This is a genomic window from Elusimicrobiota bacterium (genome assembly GCA_041660185.1).
In the GTDB taxonomy this organism is placed as follows: Bacteria; Elusimicrobiota; Elusimicrobia; order 2-01-FULL-59-12; family 2-01-FULL-59-12; genus JBAZWU01.
Window position 1 is genome coordinate 37,528 of record JBAZWU010000008.1, and the last position, 19,154, is coordinate 56,681.

The 19,154-nt window shown below is 56.1% G+C and carries 22 protein-coding genes and 2 tRNA genes; 17 read left to right on the forward strand and 7 right to left on the reverse strand.

Features of this window, described 5'->3' with window-relative positions; translation table 11 throughout:
• The first annotated feature begins 1 nt into the window (after position 1).
• The 11 genes from panC to WC859_07455 all read left to right on the forward strand — a co-directional run bounded on the left by panC (position 2) and on the right by WC859_07455 (position 11,677).
• A complete protein-coding gene (panC, locus tag WC859_07405; GenBank protein ID MFA5975978.1) occupies positions 2-847 on the forward strand; it encodes a pantoate--beta-alanine ligase in 846 nt (281 codons plus the stop codon).
• A gap of 93 nt (positions 848-940) precedes the next feature.
• Positions 941-2,599 carry an L-aspartate oxidase gene (gene nadB, locus WC859_07410; protein MFA5975979.1) on the forward strand — a complete coding sequence of 553 codons (1,659 nt, stop codon included), beginning with the start codon at positions 941-943 and terminating at the stop codon, positions 2,597-2,599.
• A gap of 13 nt (positions 2,600-2,612) precedes the next feature.
• Positions 2,613-5,522 (forward strand): excinuclease ABC subunit UvrA, encoded by a 2,910-nt coding sequence (uvrA, locus tag WC859_07415; GenBank protein MFA5975980.1) that lies wholly within the window; start codon positions 2,613-2,615, stop codon positions 5,520-5,522.
• 221 nt (positions 5,523-5,743) lie between these two features.
• Positions 5,744-6,409 (forward strand): helix-turn-helix domain-containing protein, encoded by a 666-nt coding sequence (locus WC859_07420; protein ID MFA5975981.1) that lies wholly within the window; start codon positions 5,744-5,746, stop codon positions 6,407-6,409.
• 167 nt (positions 6,410-6,576) lie between these two features.
• The gene (gene pal / locus WC859_07425; GenBank protein ID MFA5975982.1) at positions 6,577-7,119 is read left to right on the forward strand and encodes a peptidoglycan-associated lipoprotein Pal; all 543 of its coding nucleotides are present in this window, start codon (positions 6,577-6,579) and stop codon (positions 7,117-7,119) included.
• Complete coding sequence (gene ybgF, locus WC859_07430; protein MFA5975983.1) at positions 7,119-7,817, forward strand: tol-pal system protein YbgF; 699 nt, start codon at positions 7,119-7,121, stop codon at positions 7,815-7,817. Before pal ends, ybgF begins: the two co-directional genes overlap by 1 nt.
• A gap of 9 nt (positions 7,818-7,826) precedes the next feature.
• The gene (gene tolB, locus WC859_07435) at positions 7,827-9,140 is read left to right on the forward strand and encodes a Tol-Pal system beta propeller repeat protein TolB (GenBank protein MFA5975984.1); all 1,314 of its coding nucleotides are present in this window, start codon (positions 7,827-7,829) and stop codon (positions 9,138-9,140) included.
• Between the two features lie 5 nt (positions 9,141-9,145).
• Complete coding sequence (gene argF / locus WC859_07440; GenBank protein MFA5975985.1) at positions 9,146-10,075, forward strand: ornithine carbamoyltransferase; 930 nt, start codon at positions 9,146-9,148, stop codon at positions 10,073-10,075.
• 11 nt (positions 10,076-10,086) lie between these two features.
• Positions 10,087-10,803, forward strand: a complete 717-nt coding sequence (locus WC859_07445) for a hypothetical protein (GenBank protein ID MFA5975986.1) — start codon at positions 10,087-10,089, stop codon at positions 10,801-10,803.
• Entirely contained in the window at positions 10,800-11,120 is a 321-nt protein-coding gene (gene cutA / locus WC859_07450) for a divalent-cation tolerance protein CutA (protein ID MFA5975987.1), read from the forward strand. The genes WC859_07445 and cutA overlap by 4 nt, the downstream gene beginning before the upstream one ends.
• Entirely contained in the window at positions 11,117-11,677 is a 561-nt protein-coding gene (locus WC859_07455) for a Maf family protein (protein ID MFA5975988.1), read from the forward strand. Before cutA ends, WC859_07455 begins: the two co-directional genes overlap by 4 nt.
• Positions 11,678-11,689: 12 nt before the next feature.
• On the opposite strand, the gene WC859_07460 is transcribed toward WC859_07455, so the two are convergent.
• The 4 genes from WC859_07460 to WC859_07475 all read right to left on the reverse strand — a co-directional run bounded on the left by WC859_07460 (position 11,690) and on the right by WC859_07475 (position 14,594).
• Positions 11,690-12,193 carry a nitroreductase family protein gene (locus WC859_07460; GenBank protein ID MFA5975989.1) on the reverse strand — a complete coding sequence of 168 codons (504 nt, stop codon included), beginning with the start codon at positions 12,191-12,193 and terminating at the stop codon, positions 11,690-11,692.
• 503 nt (positions 12,194-12,696) lie between these two features.
• Positions 12,697-13,383, reverse strand: coding sequence for a hypothetical protein (locus WC859_07465; GenBank protein MFA5975990.1), 687 nt, complete (start codon positions 13,381-13,383; stop codon positions 12,697-12,699).
• Positions 13,384-13,608: 225 nt separating this feature from the next.
• The gene (locus WC859_07470) at positions 13,609-14,139 is read right to left on the reverse strand and encodes an ORF6N domain-containing protein (protein MFA5975991.1); all 531 of its coding nucleotides are present in this window, start codon (positions 14,137-14,139) and stop codon (positions 13,609-13,611) included.
• Positions 14,140-14,216: 77 nt separating this feature from the next.
• Positions 14,217-14,594 carry an NYN domain-containing protein gene (locus WC859_07475; GenBank protein ID MFA5975992.1) on the reverse strand — a complete coding sequence of 126 codons (378 nt, stop codon included), beginning with the start codon at positions 14,592-14,594 and terminating at the stop codon, positions 14,217-14,219.
• On the opposite strand from WC859_07475, the gene WC859_07480 reads away from it, so the two are divergent.
• The 4 genes from WC859_07480 to WC859_07495 all read left to right on the forward strand — a co-directional run bounded on the left by WC859_07480 (position 14,593) and on the right by WC859_07495 (position 16,649).
• Positions 14,593-15,030, forward strand: a complete 438-nt coding sequence (locus WC859_07480) for a macro domain-containing protein (protein MFA5975993.1) — start codon at positions 14,593-14,595, stop codon at positions 15,028-15,030. The genes WC859_07475 and WC859_07480 overlap by 2 nt on opposite strands.
• Positions 15,031-15,312: 282 nt before the next feature.
• The gene (locus WC859_07485; protein ID MFA5975994.1) at positions 15,313-15,708 is read left to right on the forward strand and encodes a response regulator; all 396 of its coding nucleotides are present in this window, start codon (positions 15,313-15,315) and stop codon (positions 15,706-15,708) included.
• A 123-nt stretch (positions 15,709-15,831) separates the two neighbouring features.
• Entirely contained in the window at positions 15,832-16,215 is a 384-nt protein-coding gene (locus WC859_07490; protein ID MFA5975995.1) for a response regulator, read from the forward strand.
• Between the two features lie 29 nt (positions 16,216-16,244).
• Positions 16,245-16,649, forward strand: a complete 405-nt coding sequence (locus WC859_07495) for a hypothetical protein (GenBank protein MFA5975996.1) — start codon at positions 16,245-16,247, stop codon at positions 16,647-16,649.
• 222 nt (positions 16,650-16,871) lie between these two features.
• On the opposite strand, the gene WC859_07500 is transcribed toward WC859_07495, so the two are convergent.
• A tRNA-Glu gene (locus tag WC859_07500) sits at positions 16,872-16,947 on the reverse strand.
• An 88-nt stretch (positions 16,948-17,035) separates the two neighbouring features.
• Between WC859_07500 and WC859_07505 the strand changes: the two genes are divergently transcribed.
• A tRNA-Lys gene (locus WC859_07505) sits at positions 17,036-17,110 on the forward strand.
• Complete coding sequence (locus WC859_07510; GenBank protein ID MFA5975997.1) at positions 17,083-17,862, forward strand: SDR family oxidoreductase; 780 nt, start codon at positions 17,083-17,085, stop codon at positions 17,860-17,862. The genes WC859_07505 and WC859_07510 overlap by 28 nt, the downstream gene beginning before the upstream one ends.
• A 57-nt stretch (positions 17,863-17,919) precedes the next feature.
• Here the strand turns inward: WC859_07510 and WC859_07515 are convergent, their stop codons facing one another.
• Positions 17,920-18,282, reverse strand: a complete 363-nt coding sequence (locus WC859_07515; GenBank protein ID MFA5975998.1) for a thioredoxin domain-containing protein — start codon at positions 18,280-18,282, stop codon at positions 17,920-17,922.
• A gap of 165 nt (positions 18,283-18,447) precedes the next feature.
• Positions 18,448-19,152, reverse strand: coding sequence for a hypothetical protein (locus WC859_07520; GenBank protein MFA5975999.1), 705 nt, complete (start codon positions 19,150-19,152; stop codon positions 18,448-18,450).
• Positions 19,153-19,154 lie beyond the last annotated feature (2 nt).

Genomic DNA, 19,154 nt, shown 5'->3' on the forward strand with positions numbered 1-19,154 from the left:
CATGAAAATCATCCGCTCGATCCCTGACATGCGTTCCATTTCTTTTCATTGCCAACAGCAGAAGCGATCCATCGGATTTGTCCCCACCATGGGGGCGCTACATCAGGGGCATGCGTCGCTTATGCAGCGTGCCCGAAAGGAAAATGACTTTGTCGTGGTGTCGATTTTTGTCAACCCGCTGCAGTTCGGTCCGAAGGAAGATCTGAAAAAATACCCGCGGACCTGGGAATCCGATGTCCAATGGCTGAAGCACGCGCAGGTGGATGCCGTCTTTATTCCCGGTGTCCATGAGATGTATCCCAAAGGGTTTGCAACCCTTGTGGATGTGCCGGCTCTGGCTCAAACGCTCTGTGGTCCCTCTCGTCCGGGGCATTTCTGCGGGGTGGCAACCGTTGTCGCCAAGTTGTTTAACATGGTCCGGCCCACCCGCGCCTATTTCGGGGAAAAAGATTACCAGCAGGTCTGCTTGATCAACCGCATGGTGGAGGATCTGCAGATGCCGGTTCGTGTGGTGGCCTGTCCCACGGTGCGCGAACCCGACGGATTGGCCTGTTCCTCCCGGAACCGGTATCTCTCGGCGAAGGACCGGGAAGAAGCGGTGAAGCTCTATCAGGCGCTTTATTTGGGGCGGGAACTGGTGGAACGCCGCATTATGACTCAGTCGAACCGTCTCGTGAAGCGCTTGCGCGGTGTCTTGACGACGATTCCCGGCGGCCGCATCGATTATATTTCCGTCGTGGATCCGGTGACGCTGGAGTCGATGCAGACCATCCGGAGGCCGGCTTTGTTGGCCGCCGCACTCTGGATCCATAAGACCCGATTGATCGATAATGTAATCATCTCCTGATGCCCTTCGACTTCGCTCAGGGCAATAGTGAGCGAAACCCTTCGACAGGCTCAGGGTGCTGAGCGAAAGTCGAAGCACGAAGTGAGTCGAACTATGAACGACATCGAAGCAGACTATCTCATCATCGGCAGCGGCATCGCCGGACTCAGCGCCGCCATCAAGCTTTCCGAACTGGGGACCGTCGCGCTGGTCTCCAAAAAGGATTTTCTGGACGGCGCGACCTCCTATGCCCAGGGGGGAGTCGCCGCGGTGATGTCGCCGGACGACAGTTTTGAGCTGCACGCTCACGATACGATCGTGGCCGGGGCCGGATTGTGCAAAGAAGACATCGTCCGGGGGGTTGTCGAGGAAGCTCCCGCACGGATCAAAGAGCTGATTCAATGGGGCATGTCCTTCGCGCGAGAGGATGAAGAAGGCCCGATGTTCCTTCAGGCCGAAGAGCAATCCTTCGAGCTGGGGTTGGAAGGCGGACATTCCAAACGCCGCGTGCTGCATACAGGGGATTTTACAGGCGCTGAAATCGCCAGGACCCTGCTTCAAAAAGCCCATCTCTGCGAAAAGGTCCGTTTCTTCGAATACCATATTGCCGTTGATCTGATCACCACCGAAAAGCTCGGAGGGAAGCCTCCCTATACCTGCCTGGGGGTTTATGTCCTGGACCGGCGGGCGCAGCGGGTGATCACCTTCCGCGCCAGACGGGCGACGCTCTTGGCCAGCGGCGGAGCCGGTAAGGTTTATCTCTACACCTCGAATCCGGACGTGGCGACCGGCGACGGCATGGCCATGGCCTACCGGGCGGGCGCCAACCTGTCCAATATGGAGTTTGTGCAGTTCCACCCAACCTGTCTGTACCATCCCAGTGCGAAATTCTTTTTGATTTCCGAGGCGGTGCGCGGTGAAGGCGGCATTCTCCGGCATGGGGACGGATCAACGTTTATGGAAGCCTATCACCCGGCGAAAGAGCTGGGGCCTCGCGATATCGTGGCCCGGGCCATCGACAGCGAACTCAAAAAAAGCGGAGCCTCCTGTGTGTATCTGGATATCCGCCATAAAGGGGAGGAGTTTGTTAAAAAACGTTTCCCGACCATCTACCAGCAGTGCCTGCGGCTTGGAATCGATATCGCGAAGGACATGATTCCCGTGGTGCCGGCGGCCCATTTTTTCTGCGGCGGCGTGCAAACGGATTCCATCGGGCGGACGACGATCCAGAACCTCTGGGCCATCGGGGAAGTCGCCTGTACCGGGCTGCACGGGGCCAACCGTCTGGCCTCCAATTCTCTTTTGGAAGGTCTGGTTTTCGCGCACCGGGCTTATGCGTCTTTGCAGAAGGACCAGCCGGTTCCCAATCCGTTCGTCAAGATCCCTGAATGGAATCCCGGCAATGCCCGCAATAATGACGAGCAAGTGATTATCTCTCACAACTGGAACGAGATCCGGCAGCTGATGTGGAACTATGTCGGGATTGTTCGCAGCGACAAGCGTCTGGAAAGGGCCTTCCGCCGCATCCAGGTGCTTCAACAGGAGATTCACGGATACTACTGGGACTTCCTCGTGACACCGGATCTTCTGGAGCTCCGGAACATCGCTACGGTGGCCGAACTGGTGATCCGCAGCGCGATGATGCGCCAGGAAAGCCGCGGTCTGCACTACAACCTGGATCATCCCGACCAAGACGAGTCGCTCAACAGCCAGGACTCGGTCCTTCAGCGTCCGTCCGCTTCGACCGCTGTTCCCACGCTTCACTTCATTTAAGGGGCCACAAACGATGACGAGCGAGTCGATCGTTATTCGCGGGGCGCGCCAGCACAACCTCAAGAACATCACGCTGAAGATCCCGCGCGACCAGCTCGTGGTCATCACCGGCTTGTCCGGATCCGGGAAATCCTCGCTGGCGTTCGATACGATCTACGCCGAAGGCCAGCGGCGCTACGTCGAGAGCCTTTCCGCCTACGCGCGCCAATTCCTCGAGTTGATGGAAAAGCCGGATGTGGACCTGATCGAAGGCCTGTCGCCGGCCATCGCCATCGAGCAACGTACGCCTTCTCATAACCCGCGCTCCACCGTCGGGACCGTGACCGAGATTTACGACTACCTGCGCCTGCTGTTTGCCCGTATCGGCAAGCCGCATTGCCCCCAGTGTGGCCGGGAAATCAAACCGCAGTCCGCCCAACAGATCATTAACGAAATCCTGCATTTTCCCTCCGGTACCAAGATCCAGATCATGGCGCCGCTGATTCAGGGACGGATCGGCATCTATCAGGAGTTGTTCAATCGCCTGCGCCAGTCGGGATTCGCGCGGGTGCGCGTGAACGGCCAGGTTCTGGGACTCGATGAGGACATCCCGCTTGATCGCTACAAGAAACACCGCATTGATCTGGTGGTGGACCGCCTGGTCATGGCCGAAGATGTGCACGAACGCCTGGCCGACTCCATCGAAACCGCCTTGCGCGAAAGCCGGGGATTGGTCCTCATCCATTCCGAGGGGAAGAACGGCGGGTCGGAACAGCTCTTTTCCGAACACCACGCCTGCACCAGCTGCGGGACGTGCCTTCCGGAGATTGAGCCGCGGATGTTCAGTTTTAATTCGCCGTACGGCGCCTGCACCGGCTGCGATGGGTTGGGAACCAAATTGGAAGTGGATCCGGATCTCGTCGTGACCGATGAATCCCTTTCGATTCGCGACGGTGTCGTTACGGCGTGGTCCAATCCGGTCACTACCCGCACGCACCGATGGAAACGTTCCTGGGCGGGCTACTATGAAGAAATTCTGGAAGACGTCTGCCGCCGCAACCGCATTCCGACGGAGCGGCCGTGGAAAGAGCTGACCCGCGACCAGCAAAAACTGATTCTCTACGGCGGAGGGCAGTATAAAGTCCATTGGGGGAAAGTCGATCAGGAATTCGAAGGGGTCATTCCGCACCTGCAGCGCCGCCATAAGGAGAGCGAGTCGGAGTTCGTTAAAGAGGAAATCTTCAACCGCTTTATGCGGCGGCGCCTGTGTCCCTCTTGCAAGGGCGCCCGGCTGAAGCCGGAGTGCCTGGCGGTGACGATCGCCAAGCGATCGATTTCCGAGATCTGCGCGCTATCCGTCAGCCGCGCGGCCGAATTTTTCTCCCAGTTGTCATCCCCCGCGGGTACTGGCGGGGGATCTAAGATGATGGGCCCCCGACAGGGGCACTCGGGGGTGACGCCCTTGTCAGACAAAGAACGGCAGATCGCCCGGCAGATTCTGAAGGAAGTCCAGAGCCGGCTGACTTTTCTTGTCAACGTGGGTCTCGACTATGTCACGCTGGACCGCGAGAGCGCGACGCTGGCGGGCGGGGAAGCCCAGCGGATTCATCTGGCCACGCAGATCGGCTCGGGCCTGGTCGGCGTGATGTATGTTCTGGATGAGCCGACCATCGGGCTGCATCAGCGGGATAACGACCGTCTCCTTCAGACGCTTTTCCGTCTGCGCGATCTGGGTAATACGCTTCTGGTTGTTGAGCATGACGAGGAAACCATCCGGGCCGCGGACTGGATCGTGGATCTGGGACCCGGCGCGGGTGTGCATGGCGGGCATATCGTCGCGGAAGGATCTCTGGCAAAAATCCTGGCGGAGCCGCGCTCGCTGACAGGCCAGTATTTGAAGGGGCAGCTTCAGGTCCCGGTTCCGCCCACCCGCCGCGCGCCGCAGGGCCGGTTCCTCGAAATCTCCGGCGCGGCGCAGTTCAATCTGAAAAATATCGATGTCAAAATTCCGCTCGGCTGTTTCGTCGGGATCACCGGCGTTTCCGGTTCAGGAAAATCCACTTTTGTTCACGAGATCCTGTACAAAGCCCTGGCTCAGCGTCTCTATCATTCTAAGGAGCCGCCGGGGAAGTTCCGTTCGCTCAAAGGAAGCGACGCGCTGGATAAAGTGATTGTGGTGGACCAATCCCCCATCGGACGCACGCCGCGCTCCAATCCAGCGACCTACACCGGAGCCTACTCCTCCATCCGGGATCTTTTCTCGATGCTTCCGGAAGCCAAACGGCGAGGCTATAAACCAGGGCGTTTCTCCTTCAACGTGAAAGGCGGGCGCTGCGAGAATTGCGAAGGGGACGGCACGCTCAAGATTTCCATGCAGTTCCTTCCGGATGTTTACGTGAAATGCGAGGTTTGTCAGGGGAAGCGCTTCAACGAAGAAACCCTCCAGGTGCGGTATAAGGGAAAGACCATTTCCGAAGTCCTGGAGATGCCGGTGGAGGAGGGGCTGGAGTTCTTTAAAAATATTCCGTCCCTCTCGCGCCTCCTCGGGACGCTGAACGAGGTGGGACTGGGGTATATCGCGCTCGGCCAGTCCTCCACCACGCTTTCCGGCGGTGAGGCGCAGCGGGTGAAGCTGGCCACCGAGCTGGGACGCCGCGCCACCGGCCGCACGCTCTATATTCTCGACGAGCCAACCACCGGCCTGCACTTCGCTGACGTGCACAAGCTTCTGGAGTCGCTGCACCGTCTCGTGACCGCCGGCAACACCGTCCTCATCATTGAGCATAACCTGGATGTCATTAAAACCGCGGACTGGCTGATCGACCTCGGACCGGAAGGGGGCGACGGCGGAGGCCGGATTGTGGCGGAAGGAACACCGGAAATGGTGGCGGCCGCGCCGGAGTCCCATACCGGACGCTACCTGAAAAGACTTTTCAAGACATAAAGGCCAGGGGACGTAGTTGAAACTTTGCAGACTGTTTGGCCAACAGGACAGAAGATGCAAATTTGCAACTACGTCCCCTCAGGTCGTTACGGTGACAGGCACCAAGCAGTGGCAATGATTTCAGTTTGTCTGTAGAGGCGTTTCGATCGAGTTGCGCGAAATGGACCTGATTTGAGAAGAAGAACTTTCCGAGACAACGCGAGAATGACGGAGGTCATCGCATGAGTACTGTTCCACCCACATCAAACGCAGCGCCGAGCGCGGGGACGATGGCGGCTCTCGCTCAATTGAACGCCGGGCGGGTTCTGCGGCCGCTGGTTAACCTGTTTACAGCCGTGGCGTTTTACTTCCATTTGCGGCAGTTCCTTTCGGCCGTGTTCGTGCTTCGCTACGATCCGAATATTGCGTATATTGCGCTCTTGACGGCGTATGCGGGGCATCGGGAACTGCGGCGCTGGGTGGCAGATCCGGAGATCATCTCGGAGCGGGCGCGGCGCGGGGAACTTTTCGTTGTTTTCTGGTGGGCTTTCTACCTCGTAGCGCTGACAGCGGCCAATCATGTTGCCTCCTACCGGGTGCCGGATGGGCTCCTCTCCCTGTGCATGCAGGTCACCGCTGTCTTCTTCGGGACATTAACGTCCCAGCAGTTTTATAAGCGCAAGGCTGTTTCCCCGGGCGCCGGGAATACGATCCCGCTTCGGGAGCGCGTTCTGAAAACTCTGGGAGAAGCCCAGGCGCCGATGAGCACCGGCGACCTGGCCATCGCGCTGGGGGCTTCCAGGTCCACCGTTTGGCGAGTGGTGAAGGAGCTGGAGGACCAGGGACTGGCGGAGTGGTCCGGCCGCTCCGAAAGAGACCCGGACGGCGGCATCCGCCTCAAAAAATGAACTGTTTCATTTGAAACAGTTTCAAAATAATGAAACAGTCGTGAAACAGCTGAATGAAACAGTTCAAAAAACTTCTCAAAACAGCCGGTCAATAAAAGGGTTTCTTTACCTGGCCCCGTGTGACTTAGTAAACTAAACTCATTCAATACCTTAATTGGAGGCCTATAATGAATTCTCGATTAATGATGTATGGGGGCCTTGGCATTCTCGCTTTGGCATTAACGGGTTGTCCGCCGAAATCCCAGGTTAAGAAAGATACCAAGGCGGAGATCGACCAAGTGACGCCGCAGGAAGAACCGTCCCTGCGCGGCAAGGAGTATCAGGAAGTCGCGGATTTGTCTTCCGTCTTCTTTGATCTGGATCAGGCGACACTGCGCTCGGATGCACGGGATACGCTCCAGAAAAACTACGGCGCGCTCAAGAAACACGCGGATTGGGAAATTCTTGTGGAAGGCCACTGCGATGAGCGCGGCACCACCGAATACAACCTGGCCCTGGGACAGCGCCGCGCCGCGGCCGTGCGCCAGTATTACATCAGCCTGGGCGCTTCGGGCAACCGCATCGCCACGATCTCCTACGGCAAAGAGAACCCGGCCTGCTCGGAACACACCGATGGCTGCTGGTCCAAAAACCGCCGCGGCGCGACCAAAGCCCGCAGCGTAGCGGCTGAAAAGGCGTCCAAGACGTCGGACAGCGCGTTAGAAAAATAATGAACACATCCTCGATCCGGCGCTTCAGCGTCCTGATGCTTGCCGTGGTGCCCCTGTTCGTCACCCAGGGGTGCATGCTGGCAACACAGCAGGATATTCTGAAGCTCGACGATGATGTGAACCAGATGCGAAAAAACCAGGCGGATCTGATCACCAAAATGACCGACCTGGGCGGGAACCTGGAAACCCTGAACAGCCAGCTGGAGTCGAGCCAGCAGCGGATGACAATGCTCTCCCAGAAGCTGGACGATCTGCAGGCGGATCTGTCGCGGCGTTTGAGCGTGTTGACGGGCCAGGTGACCGGGACCACCAGCGCCGGTTCGTCCAATCCCGGCGATGTGTACCGGCTGGCCTACAACGATTACCAGGCCGGTAAGTTTGACCTGGCGGTGGTGGGTTTCCGCAACTTCATGTCCCAGTATCCAAAGAGCGACCTGGCGCCGCAGGCGCAGTTCCAGATCGGCGAGTGTGAATTCGGGCGAAAGAATTATATGGATGCCGCCCGGGAATACGACAAAGTCAGCACCTTCTTTCCCAAAAGCGATGTCGTCCCCAAAGCGCTCTACAAAAAGGGCGTGGCTTATCAGCAGGCCGGTAAAAAAGATGAGGCGGCCGCGGCCTTCCGTCATCTCATCAAACAATACCCGCATAACGATCTATCCAAATCCGCCAAAGACATTCTTAAAGAGTCTCAGTAATTCCTGATCATGCGAATTGAATGGACTCCAGCTGTCGTCGCGGGGAGGTTTTCCGCTTTTCTGGTTACGGCGGTCCTGATTTTTCCGGCCGCTGTTGCGGGGGCGGCGGACGTGTATCTCGGTCTGCAGGCCTATAGTCAGGGAGGAAAAGCGCTTGGGGTCGGCATCGCGCCGTTCACAACCCAGGCCTCTGATTCGGAGAGCGACGCGCTGTCCCGTAAGCTGCGTTCCGTGATCCGGAACGATCTTCTTTTTGAACAGCTCTTTACGATTGTCGAAGGCGGCCCGGCCGTTGAGCCGAAGCTGGATTCTCTGGTCTGGAGCGGAGTCGGCGCGCAGGTGGTCATCAGCGGCGAGGCCCGGCTGGAGGGCACGCAGGTGCGCCTCGAATGCCGCATTTACGATGTGGCCAGCGGAAAAATGCTCTGGGCCAAGGAAGGCACCAGCACCAAAGAGAGCAGCCGCCGTCTGGCGCATCTCCTGTCGGATCAGCTGACCTTCCAGCTGTCCGGTCAGCCGGGGGTCGCGCACACCCGCATTGTTTTCGTCAATAACCGGACCCGGCGCAAAGAGCTCTATATCATGGATTACGACGGCGCCAATATCCGGCAGCTGACGTCCTATCACAGCATTACGCTTCTGCCGAAATGGTCTCCGGATGGGAAAACCATTGCGTTCAACAGTTACCGGGCGGGCAATCCGGATGCGTACCTGATCGAGGCCGACGGGAGCAGCCGGCGTGTGCTTTCCGACCGGCAGGGATTGAACACCGCGCCGGCCTGGGCGCCGGACAGCCAGACGTTGGCGGTGACGCTGTCGCGCGGCGGCGATCCTGACATTTATCTCGTCAACCGTCAGGGACAGCAGATCCGGCGGCTCACGCGAAGTACGGGGGTCGACACCAGCCCGGCGTTTTCACCGAACGGGCAGCAGATGGCTTTTGTGTCAGACCGGTCCGGAAATCCGGAGTTGTATACGATGGATGTGACCGGCGCCAATGTCCAGCGTCTGACCTATGGACAATGGGCGGACGGTCCGGCTTGGTCCCCCCGGGGGGATTGGATCGCCTATGAGCGGCAGCGCAGCCAGGGGCGGTTTGATATTTACGTGATGGAGTCGTCCGGACGGAACAGCCATGTGATTTCCGAAGCCGGCGCCCGCAATGAAAACCCGAGCTGGTCCCCGGACGGGCGTTTTATCGCTTACGCGTCGGACCGTGAGGGAGGGCGCAGCCGGATCTGCCTGATGGCCGCGGACGGCAGTTCGCCGCATTGCGTCGGCGATATCGACGGCGACTCGACGTCGCCGAGCTGGGGGCCCTGAATTTTATGAAACGTGATCTGATCTCCATTACCGATGTCAGCGTGAAAGAGGTGGAACGCCTCCTTCAGTTGGCCGTGCGCCTGAAGAAGAAGGCGGCGGCGTCCCATGTGCTGCGCGGCAAGACGGTGGCCCTCGTTTTCGAAAAACCGTCCACGCGAACGCTGGTGTCGTTTGCCGCCGGCATCCATTCACTGGGGGGGTTTCCGCTCGTGCTGCAGTCGGACGCGCTGCAATGGAAACGGGGCGAATCGATCGCGGATATGGCGCGCGTGATGACGCGTTACGTGAACGGGATCGTGATCCGCGCGCGGCGGCATGCCGATGTCCAGGAGTTCGCCCGCCTCACGACGGTCCCGGTCATTAACGGTCTCACGGATCTTGAGCATCCGTGCCAGGTGCTGGCGGATCTCTTGACGCTCTGGGAGCGCCATGGGCGGAAGCTCTCGGCCCTGCGCCGCTTGAAGATTGTGTTTTTCGGAGACAGCAACAACATGTCGAATTCCTGGCTTCTGTTGTCGGGAATGATGGGGCTCCATTTTGTCCTGGCGTGCCCGTCGGGTTATGAACCGGATTCGAAACTGTTGTTCCAGGCCCGCCAGCTCGCCGGAAAATCGGGGGGGCACCTCGAGATTATTCACGATCCTCAGGTGGCGGCTCAGGAAGCGGATGTGCTCTACACCGATGTCTGGACCTCCATGGGACAGGAAGCCGAAGAAACGCGGCGCCGCGAAGTGTTCCGGCCGTTTCAAATCAACGCGCCCCTGCTCGCCCGGAGCCGGCCGGAATCCGTTGTCCTTCACTGCCTGCCCGCCAAACGGGGGGAAGAAATCACGAATGAGGTGATCGAAGGCCCGCAGTCCATTGTTTTTGACCAGGCGGAAAACCGCCTGCACATCCAGAAGGCCATTATCATGAGTTTAATGGCGAAGGCCTGACACGCCCGGGCATGCCTGCTTCCGCTCCCCGTGTTAAACCCCTCTTCTCCCGCCTCCTGAAGCATTTCGGTCCTCAGCATTGGTGGCCTGCCCAAAGCGCCTGGGAAATGATGGTTGGCGCGATTCTCACGCAAAATACCGCCTGGACGAATGTGGAGAAAGCACTGGCCGCTTTGAAACAAGCCAAAGTGCTTTCGATCCGCTCAATGGCAACGATGCCGCGGACACGCCTGGCCCGGCTTATCCGGTCTTCCGGTTATTTCCGGCAAAAGGCCGAGCGTCTGCAGGGGTTTGCGAGAACGATGCGGAAGGACCCGGTATTTTTTAGAGCCCTCACCCGCGGCTCTCCCGTTGGTCGGCCTTGCCCTCTCCCTGTTGAGGGAGAGGGTGGCCGAAGGCCGGGCGAGGGTTTAAGTCGTTTGCGCCAACGTCTTCTCTCCCTCCACGGCATCGGCCCGGAGACCGCGGATTCGATTCTGCTTTACGCCGGAGGGTATCCCGTCTTTGTTGTCGACGCCTACACCCGCCGGATTGGGCAGCGGATCGGTTTGTTCAAAACGGACGATTACCATGATGTTCAGGCTTTTTTTCAAGACCGCTGCGCCCCGACGATTTATAATGAGTTTCACGCGCTTCTCGTTGCGTTGGGCAAGAATCTCTGTACCAGCCGGCATCCCCGATGTGGCGTGTGTCCGGTGTCCGGACTCTGCGAAAGGATCGGCGTATGACAACACAGATGGTTTTCTGTACGGTTCCCAATCAGCCGGAAGCGGAGAAAATCGCCCGGACGCTTGTTCGAGAAAAACTCGTGGCGTGCGTCAATCTGGTCCCGCGCATCAAGTCCTTTTATTGGTGGAAAGGGAAAATAGAATCCGGGAATGAAGTCCTGTTGATCATGAAAACATTCTCTTCCAAATGGCGCGCGCTCGAAAAACGTATTCAACAGCTTCATTCGTACACCGTCCCGGAAATTCTTGCGCTTCCCGTCCAAAAGGGGAACAAAGCGTATCTGGATTGGATGAAAGACTCCCTGGCGTCGCGATGAAATCCCGTCCTCCTTTGATCTTGGCGTCGCTTTCTCCCCGGCGGCGGCAGTTGCTGAGGCGTCTCAAGATCCCGTTTCGGGTGATCCCGAGTCATGCGTCGGAAGAATCAAACGTGAAGAATCCACGGAAACTGGTTATGGAATTGGCGCTGCGCAAGGCCAGCTCTGTGGCGAAAGAGTTGGATCGGGGCTTAGTTCTTGGCGCGGATACCATCGTTGTTCTGGGCGGCAGGATTCTCGGAAAGCCGGGGAATACGCAGGACGCCTACCGGATGCTCTACCGTCTTTCCGGCTCCACGCATTCGGTCTACACGGGAATTGCGCTGGTTGACGCGGCTACGGGGCGCTCGAAAAGCGCTGTGGCGGCTTCTGCCGTGCGTATGAAAAAGCTTCCGATTGACCGTCTTCTGGCCTTGTCGCGGAATCATCTGGACAAAGCCGGCGCCTACGCCATTCAGGAAAAGAAAGATCCCATCGCGCGCGTGATCCGTGGTTCGTATGACAATGTGGTGGGATTACCCGTCAGCCTCGTCAAAAAACTACTCAAACAATTCTAAGCAGCAGGGGATTTAGAACTTTTCCCAGTGGAGAACGTCCGGAAGCGGGCGTTTCGGGGGGCGAGTCACGGGTGACGCTTCGTAGCCCAGGGCGATGAGGGAAACGAGGTTGTAGCCGTCCGGGACTTGGAGCAGTTTGGCGATGTCGGTGGTATAGGTTTTCTTGTCTCCGGCCACCCAGCAGGACTGTACGCCCAGCGCGGCCGCCGCGATCAGAATGTTTTCGGTGGCCGCACAGCCGTCTTCAAGGTAGTACTTCGTTTGCCGGCAGAAGACCGCGACACAGGCGGCGGCCTGGGCGATGAACTTGCCATATTCGGTGATGGCGGCGACCTCCTGGCGGCGTTTGGGGTCCGTGACGACCACGAACTCCCAGGGTTGTTCGTTGCGGGCGGTGGTGGCCAGTCGCCCGGCATCAACGATCTTCTCGAGCATCTCTTTTGGGATCGCGCGGCCGTCGAAGGAGCGCGTGCTGTGCCGCTCCGCAATCGCCTGCAGTTCAACCAGCTTTTTCATTTTCCTCCGTCATCCCCCGCGGTTATTGGCGGCCCCGACTTCCTGTCGATGTGCTTATCGACGGGGCCGCACCGACTGTTTGATTCAACAGGTGGACGGTGCGGGGGATCCAGACATCGATGATGATCCCCTCCAACGGTCTGAGGGGATTATACCGCTTTCTCCGGGGTGCCACCCTGCGCATCGCGCTCCAACCGGCCTGACGACCTCGTCTTGTCCGCTCGAGCAGCCTGCGGAACTCGGCGCCAGACGTCTGGCGCCTCAGACAGTCCTCGGCTGACCCGCTCTCGCTCCCAAGCCGCAGGCCTCACGTCGCGCACCTGCGCAGGGCCGCACCCCTCGCAATATATATGTGGGAGGATCATCTGGCCGTCCTGAGATGAAGACAAAAAAAGTCCGGATAATTAAGGTCGTTGCGAAGACGATACACTACTGTGTTAGAGGTTTTATTAAATGTTTTTCGTTGTGTACTTTTGGTTGATGAATTAGAAGAAGAGACGTATTTATTTACGAAGTTCTTTCTGCATCTCTTCGAGAATCTTCAGGCGCGCATTAACCCATCTCCATAGAGTATTGTTTGATTGTGGAATTTGCCGACCATCTATAGAAATATATGGATCTTGATCGGTTGGTAGAGCGCGAGCAAATCGTACAGCATAAAACTCATCAATACCCGAAAGGTACTCGAAAGTTTCTTTCTGCCAATCTACAGCACGTGTTCCGAGAGTGCTATCTTCTTCCATCTTCTCGCAATCATGCTGGACTATGCCGCCTTTATAATAGAAGTTCGAAATTGATTTTATTACCTGTTTCCTTTTAGCTAAATCAACATCGTCACGCGTGGTTGTGCTAATGCTATGTATTGGCTGTGTCCTTCTTGCCTCGGCGATTGCCTTGCGTGGAGATGGGCGCCAGAGAGATTTTCTGGCGTCTACGTTGGAATTTGTGAATCGAGAAATGCTAGGCCAAAAAAACCATCCGATACATATGATCGTTAAAATACGAGATGTCCAACGAATTATTATGGGTGAGTTCTTTGCCTGTAGCCACTTTGGAGATGGAAAACCAAGTCTTTCTATCCATACAGAAAGATTTGTTATAGCCTCATCCGGATGAGTCTGCATCATGAAATTTGGAACAAGGCTAAGCGCAAAGAATATTGCCGCAAATATCCTCGACATATTTTTCAAATCGTATCATTTGTGGAAATGGTGAAGGTGCCCCTTTTTGCGAACGAGAAATCCTTAGCCTATCTGTTTGAAGCCTTTGACGAGCGGGATGGGGGGTAGTTTGGAGGATTTGGGTTTGGGAGAGAGAAAAGGTGCCTGACCCAACGGAGAAACGTGGTTGAGCTGTGGGACAGAGCAACTTCTTCTGAATCACAGTGACTGCCTCCTTTTACGAACGAGATATTCTTAACCTATCTGTTTGAATCCTTTGACGAGCGGGATGGGGGGTAGTTTGGGGGATTTGGGTTTGGGAGAGGGTTTCATCAGCTCGCGGATGGCGTCAAAGACGACCTTAAACTGAGCATCGTATTTCTTTTCCAGCTTCTCCAGTTTCTGAGCCAGATCCTTGTGAGTCGCAAGCAATTCCCGAAGCCGTCCGAAAGCGCGCATAATCGCGATATTCACGAGGATGGCGCGCTCGCTATGGAGGACGCTCGAGAGCATGGCGACTCCGTGTTCGGTGAAGGCATATGGAATGGTCCGTCTTCCTCCCCGTCCTTTTGGTATTGCAGATTGCAAGAGCAAAGCGCGTGTTTCCTCCGTTGTTAATAGGAACATGAAATCGCTGGGGAACCTTTTGCCATTGCGGCGTACCGCGAGATTCAGATTTCCCGTTGTGACCCCGTACAACTCCGCTAAGTCGCTGTCGAGCATGATTTTATGGCCTCGAACGAAATAAATACGGTGCTGAATCTGCTCCGTGGGTATCAGGTTCATGGTATCCTCCAACCTCTTAGATGGGAAATGGGTGTAAAAATTCACTTTCAAGCAAGGGCCCACCTGGAAATTCTGGATCAGAAGATTGTTTTGTCGAGGCAGGCGTCGTAAGCGGTTCGGTCGATGGGAATCCAATCTGTTTTGTTGATGCCGCGCTTATTGTGAACGGTTGGGCTGAAGGGAAACGCGCTAGCGATTTTAATCCAACGTCTCTGTTCGTGGGCGATCAGGCGGACTTCGTCTGCGACTTCGGATAAATCCTGGTCCTGACTGAACAGAAGCGCCACATCACATTCGTTGCGGTGAACGGCTCTTACCACGTCTAAGGCAATCCGGATGTCAATTCCTTTTTCCTGACCCACTAAGAAGGTGAACTTTTGGCCGTTGGGGATCTTGACCGTTTGATTTCTGTACCTTAATTTCCGTGAAAAAACGTGTATCCCCTGCCTGCCCATGAACGCCAGTTTGGCGGACCAGAACTGGTTCCAGAAGGGGTTATTCGCAGCGACAGGGCCGGAACTTCTGGCCGAATGCAGAACCCTGGGAGGTTGTCCCACAGGGGAAGCCAAAATCACCAAAGGCTATCGTCTGCCGGCGCGTTACGTAATTCATGCGGTAGGACCGCGTTGGCGTGGAGGGAGTTCCGGTGAGCCTGAGGCTCTGGCTTCGTGTTACCGGAAGAGCCTTGAACTCGCCGAAGCGAAGGGACTCCGAACACTGGCTTTTCCCGCCATCAGCTGTGGGATTTATGGGTATCCGCTCGAGGAAGCGGCACAAATCGCCGTGCGCGAAATCCGCTTTTTCCTGTCCGCGCATCCCTCTTCTTTCACGAAAATCTACCTGGTTGCCTTCGGAGCTGATGTCCAAAAGGTTTACAACGCCCAGCTCTGACTTTGCCGACCGCTTAAATCATTTGTTTGTGTCTGGAAACCGTATCATAACGGTACATTTCGTCATTCCCCGCAGTCTCTGGCGGGGAATCCATCATTGTCGTGCGCAATTCTTGGATCCCCGGCCAGCGACCGCCGGGGATGAGGAATTGTGACACAGTCTCCTGACCCCTTTTACACCCTTTTACACGATTCGTCTTATCTTCCTGCCTTATAAATACTAAAATTAGAAACAAGACGAGACCCGCTGAAAGCACCGGCGGTGAAGGAGAGAAAATTCTGCATGCCTGAATCACGACCCACCCGTGTCCTACTTGTTGATGATGAGAAGAATTTCTTGTACATCTTCATGGATTATCTGCAGTTCTCCGGTTACGACGTCGTGACCGCAGCCAACGGTGAAGAAGCGCTGGCGCTCCTGCAGACGGAACGCTTCGACATCGTGCTGCTTGATCTCGGGATGCCGAAAGTGAACGGGTGGCAGGTTTGCGAGGCGATTAAACGCGATCCAAAGACCAGCGGACTGCCGATCATCCTCCTGACCGTCTATGCCGAGGCTGAATACCATAAACGGGCCGAAGAGCTGAAAGTCCAAGTTTATCTCACCAAACCCTGCGAACCGTCCGAACTGGTCAAAGAAATCAAGCGTTGCCTGGCCAATCAAGCCAATCCGAAATAAGATCACCAAGACCGGCTCCTTTTGACACGATTCGTCTTATCTTTTTGTCATATAAATATTAAAATTGGAAACAGGATAAGACCTGCTGAAAGCATAGGGGGGTTAATCCCGGGGAGCTTTTGAATGTCAGAGCCGCAACCCTATCGTATTTTGCTTGTCGATGATGAAAAGAATTTCTTGTACATTTTCATGGATTATCTGCAGTACTCCGGTTACGATGTCCTGGCCGCGGCCGACGGTGAAGAAGCGCTGGAACTCTTGCAAACGGAACATTTCGATATCGTACTGCTCGATCTCGGGATGCCGAAAGTGGATGGGTGGCAGGTGTGCGAGTCGATCCGGCGCGACCCGAAGACCAGCGGACTGCCCGTCATTCTTCTGACCGCCTATGGCGGGGCTGCAAACCATAAACGGGCCGCGGAATTGAAGGTTCAAGTTTATATCACCAAACCCTGCGAACCGTCCGAGCTGGTCAAAGAAATTAAGCGTTGCCTTGGGCCAATCTAAAAGGATAAAAAAAGTAATATGATTCTGCCATGACTGAGCCGCGTCCGAACTTCGATTTGCCTCCGCTGACCGAGAAATCAGGATTTCCCTGGGTGGGCATCGTCTTGATGGTTGTGGCGCTGGGTGTTGTGGCGTGGTGGATTCTCTCCGGCAAACCCCAGCACCCGGGGCACGAGACCGCGTTTGCCGCGCTGGAACGGCAGTTGGACAAAGACCGGACCACCCTGGATGCCGAACGGCTCAAGGGCGTTGAGATGACGCAGCAGTTGGAGGCCATGAAGCAGGCGTACGAGTTGGGGAAAGTCCCGGACAAACGGCAGGCCATCGCTGATTATACGGCGCTCGAAGCCGCGCACCGGGTCCAGCGCGAAAAAGTCAAAGCACTCACCGCTCAGTTCCAAGAGAAACTCGCCAACTTGCACAAAGTGCAATAACCTCTCCGAGACTCTAAAAAAAAGAAAAAGAAAAAGAATCCCCGCCATTTCTGGCAGGGATTCTGGATATTTCAAAGTGGTGCCCCCTACGGGATTCGAGCGCCACACAACAGGCGCTCGCCCGACTGTCGTGTGTCGGGCGAACCCGTGCGAAACGTTTCCGGCTACTTACAGACGACAAAAAACCCTACCATTTCTGGCAGGGTTTCTTGATGTTTAAAGTGGTGCCCCCTACGGGATTCGAACCCGTGATCTTTGCCTTGAAAGGGCAATGTCCTAACCGCTAGACGAAGGGGGCTTGGCGAACCATTATACTAAAGCCGTCCTGCGTTGGTTGGAATCCGGCCATCTTATATAATGAACGTCTGTTACGAAGGTGCACTCGTGGGTCCGTAGCTCAGTGGTAGAGCATTCGCCTTTTAAGCGAAGGGTCATGGGTTCGAACCCCATCGGACCCACCAGTGTTCCCGTTATGAATCTTCGAGATAAAGTGGCTCTGATTACCGGCGGGACGCGGATGGGCGCGGCTGTGGCGCAGGCTCTGGCGGACAAGAGCTGTTCCATCGTATTGACCTGGCGGCATTCGCGACAAGCGGTTGAATCCATCGCCCGCCAGCTTGAAAACCAAGGTCATCTCGCTTCGTCCTTTCCGTGCGATCTCCTCAAACCTGGCCTCATCCGGCAGGTCATCCGAAAAATCGAAAAACGTTTTGGTCGGCTGGATGTAATTGTAAATCTCGCGTCCATCTATCGCCCCACCCGGTTGAGCAAGGACGACCCGTCCCGGTCATGGGATGAGAACTTGTCGGCCAACGCCAAGAGCGCTTATCTTCTTTCCATCGAAGCCGCCGGCTTGATGCGGCGTTCCGGCGGCGGCCGGATCATTCATGTCTCGGATTGGACCAGCGCCAGCGGGCGTCCCCGGTACCGGGACTATTCGCCGTATTACATTTCCAAGTCAGCGGTTCAAGCGGTGGTCGAAACACTGGCGCTTGAGTTTGCTCCTGACATTCTGGTGAACGGCATCGCGCCGGGGCCGATGGTGCCGCCGCCGTCACTCGGACGAAAAGAAGTTCAATCGGTTATGAAGTCAACTCCACTGAGGCGTTGGGGTGGAGCCGGCGAGATCGCAAAAGCAGTTATGTTCCTGGCGGAAACGGATTTTGTGACAGGGGAAATCCTTCGCGTGGATGGCGGAAGGCATCTGTATTAGCAACCACAAGGTTTCTTCGGGCCCATCGTCATCACTCCCCTTTCGGATATCAGTTGTTTAGAAGTTCAGCGGCGCGTCAATATGCCGATCCAGCCATTCCGCCACATCTTCTTTCGTGTCAGCGCTGGTCCGCTTGCCAACCATTTTGCCGTTATCAAAGAGGAGTAGCGTGGGAATCGAGCTGATCCGGTATTCTTCTGTCAGATCAGGGGTGTCGTCCACTTTGGCCTGAACCACCTTGACCTTCCCAAAATAATCGTCGATAAGCTCCTGCATCATCGGAGGAAGGGTGTGGCAGGGGGCGCACCAGGGCGCCCAGAAACCGACCAGCACCGGCATGTCAGAGCCAAGCACTTCTCGAGTGAAATTAGCGTCCGTTACAGCAGCAATACTAACTTTTTCTTTTTTAGCGCGTGCCATAAATACCTTCCTTATTAAAATTTAAATATAACGCCGTTTTGATGCTAAAAAACGACTAGAAACGCATTTGCGACTGTTTTTGTCGGGGAATAAGGCAGGACTTCAGACAGCTTCCAAAGTCGACGGTGCCTTCTCAAATACACTACAAAACACCTCAAAAGGCTGTCAAGGGGTCTTTAGACCTAATGGAACGAGGGGAATCAGTTCTCTGATATGTGTTTCGGCTGCGGTTCTATAAGTCGGATCGCCCGTATCATACACCATGACCCAGACCCGGAGGGCCTTCCCGAAAAGCTTTTGTTTCTTATAGATATTGGCAAGGATGGAGCGCAGGAGGTTCGGGCATTCTGGGTCATAAATAAACGACTCTAAAAATTCGGCCAATTTGGATACATCGTGGTTGTGTTCGTACGCGATGGAGCCCAAATATTCCTTGAGGCGAGCGTCATGGGGATTGTTTTGGATTCCCTGGCGCAAAAGGATTTCCGCTTCATCCCATCGATTGAGGTTCCATCCCAGAGAGCCGGCGCCGTAATAGTAGGCGTAAGAAAAAAAAGGATCAATACGGGTGACTCGCTGGCAATAGGAGAGCAAAAGCGGGTAATCACCCATCCCATTATCGGATTCAAAATCCGATTGCCCCTCTTCCGCCGTCCCGTAGTACTGCAATGTTTGAATCCAGGCGATATCCGCCGCCAAACGCCGGAGCCCGGCCGCGATCCCTGTAAAGTCGTGCAGGCTGGAAACCTGCGTCGAAAGACTGACGGAAAGAGGAGGGAAAGGATCCTGAAAACGAATCGCCAGTTGGGTGGTGAAAAAAGCGGTCAGCAATAAGCTGCCTGCAAAAAACCCGCCGGCGCTCCGGGTCATCG

Coding starts and splice junctions, on each gene's coding strand:
- panC (MFA5975978.1), top strand. CDS start 2: ATGAAAATCATCCGCTCGATCCCTGACATGCGTTCCATTTCTTTTCAT.
- nadB (MFA5975979.1), top strand. CDS start 941: ATGAACGACATCGAAGCAGACTATCTCATCATCGGCAGCGGCATCGCC.
- uvrA (MFA5975980.1), top strand. CDS start 2,613: ATGACGAGCGAGTCGATCGTTATTCGCGGGGCGCGCCAGCACAACCTC.
- WC859_07420 (MFA5975981.1), top strand. CDS start 5,744: ATGAGTACTGTTCCACCCACATCAAACGCAGCGCCGAGCGCGGGGACG.
- pal (MFA5975982.1), top strand. CDS start 6,577: ATGAATTCTCGATTAATGATGTATGGGGGCCTTGGCATTCTCGCTTTG.
- ybgF (MFA5975983.1), top strand. CDS start 7,119: ATGAACACATCCTCGATCCGGCGCTTCAGCGTCCTGATGCTTGCCGTG.
- tolB (MFA5975984.1), top strand. CDS start 7,827: ATGCGAATTGAATGGACTCCAGCTGTCGTCGCGGGGAGGTTTTCCGCT.
- argF (MFA5975985.1), top strand. CDS start 9,146: ATGAAACGTGATCTGATCTCCATTACCGATGTCAGCGTGAAAGAGGTG.
- WC859_07445 (MFA5975986.1), top strand. CDS start 10,087: ATGCCTGCTTCCGCTCCCCGTGTTAAACCCCTCTTCTCCCGCCTCCTG.
- cutA (MFA5975987.1), top strand. CDS start 10,800: ATGACAACACAGATGGTTTTCTGTACGGTTCCCAATCAGCCGGAAGCG.
- WC859_07455 (MFA5975988.1), top strand. CDS start 11,117: ATGAAATCCCGTCCTCCTTTGATCTTGGCGTCGCTTTCTCCCCGGCGG.
- WC859_07460 (MFA5975989.1), bottom strand. CDS start 12,193: ATGAAAAAGCTGGTTGAACTGCAGGCGATTGCGGAGCGGCACAGCACG.
- WC859_07470 (MFA5975991.1), bottom strand. CDS start 14,139: ATGAACCTGATACCCACGGAGCAGATTCAGCACCGTATTTATTTCGTT.
- WC859_07480 (MFA5975993.1), top strand. CDS start 14,593: ATGAACGCCAGTTTGGCGGACCAGAACTGGTTCCAGAAGGGGTTATTC.
- WC859_07475 (MFA5975992.1), bottom strand. CDS start 14,594: ATGGGCAGGCAGGGGATACACGTTTTTTCACGGAAATTAAGGTACAGA.
- WC859_07485 (MFA5975994.1), top strand. CDS start 15,313: ATGCCTGAATCACGACCCACCCGTGTCCTACTTGTTGATGATGAGAAG.
- WC859_07490 (MFA5975995.1), top strand. CDS start 15,832: ATGTCAGAGCCGCAACCCTATCGTATTTTGCTTGTCGATGATGAAAAG.
- WC859_07495 (MFA5975996.1), top strand. CDS start 16,245: ATGACTGAGCCGCGTCCGAACTTCGATTTGCCTCCGCTGACCGAGAAA.
- WC859_07510 (MFA5975997.1), top strand. CDS start 17,083: ATGGGTTCGAACCCCATCGGACCCACCAGTGTTCCCGTTATGAATCTT.
- WC859_07515 (MFA5975998.1), bottom strand. CDS start 18,282: ATGGCACGCGCTAAAAAAGAAAAAGTTAGTATTGCTGCTGTAACGGAC.
- WC859_07520 (MFA5975999.1), bottom strand. CDS start 19,152: ATGACCCGGAGCGCCGGCGGGTTTTTTGCAGGCAGCTTATTGCTGACC.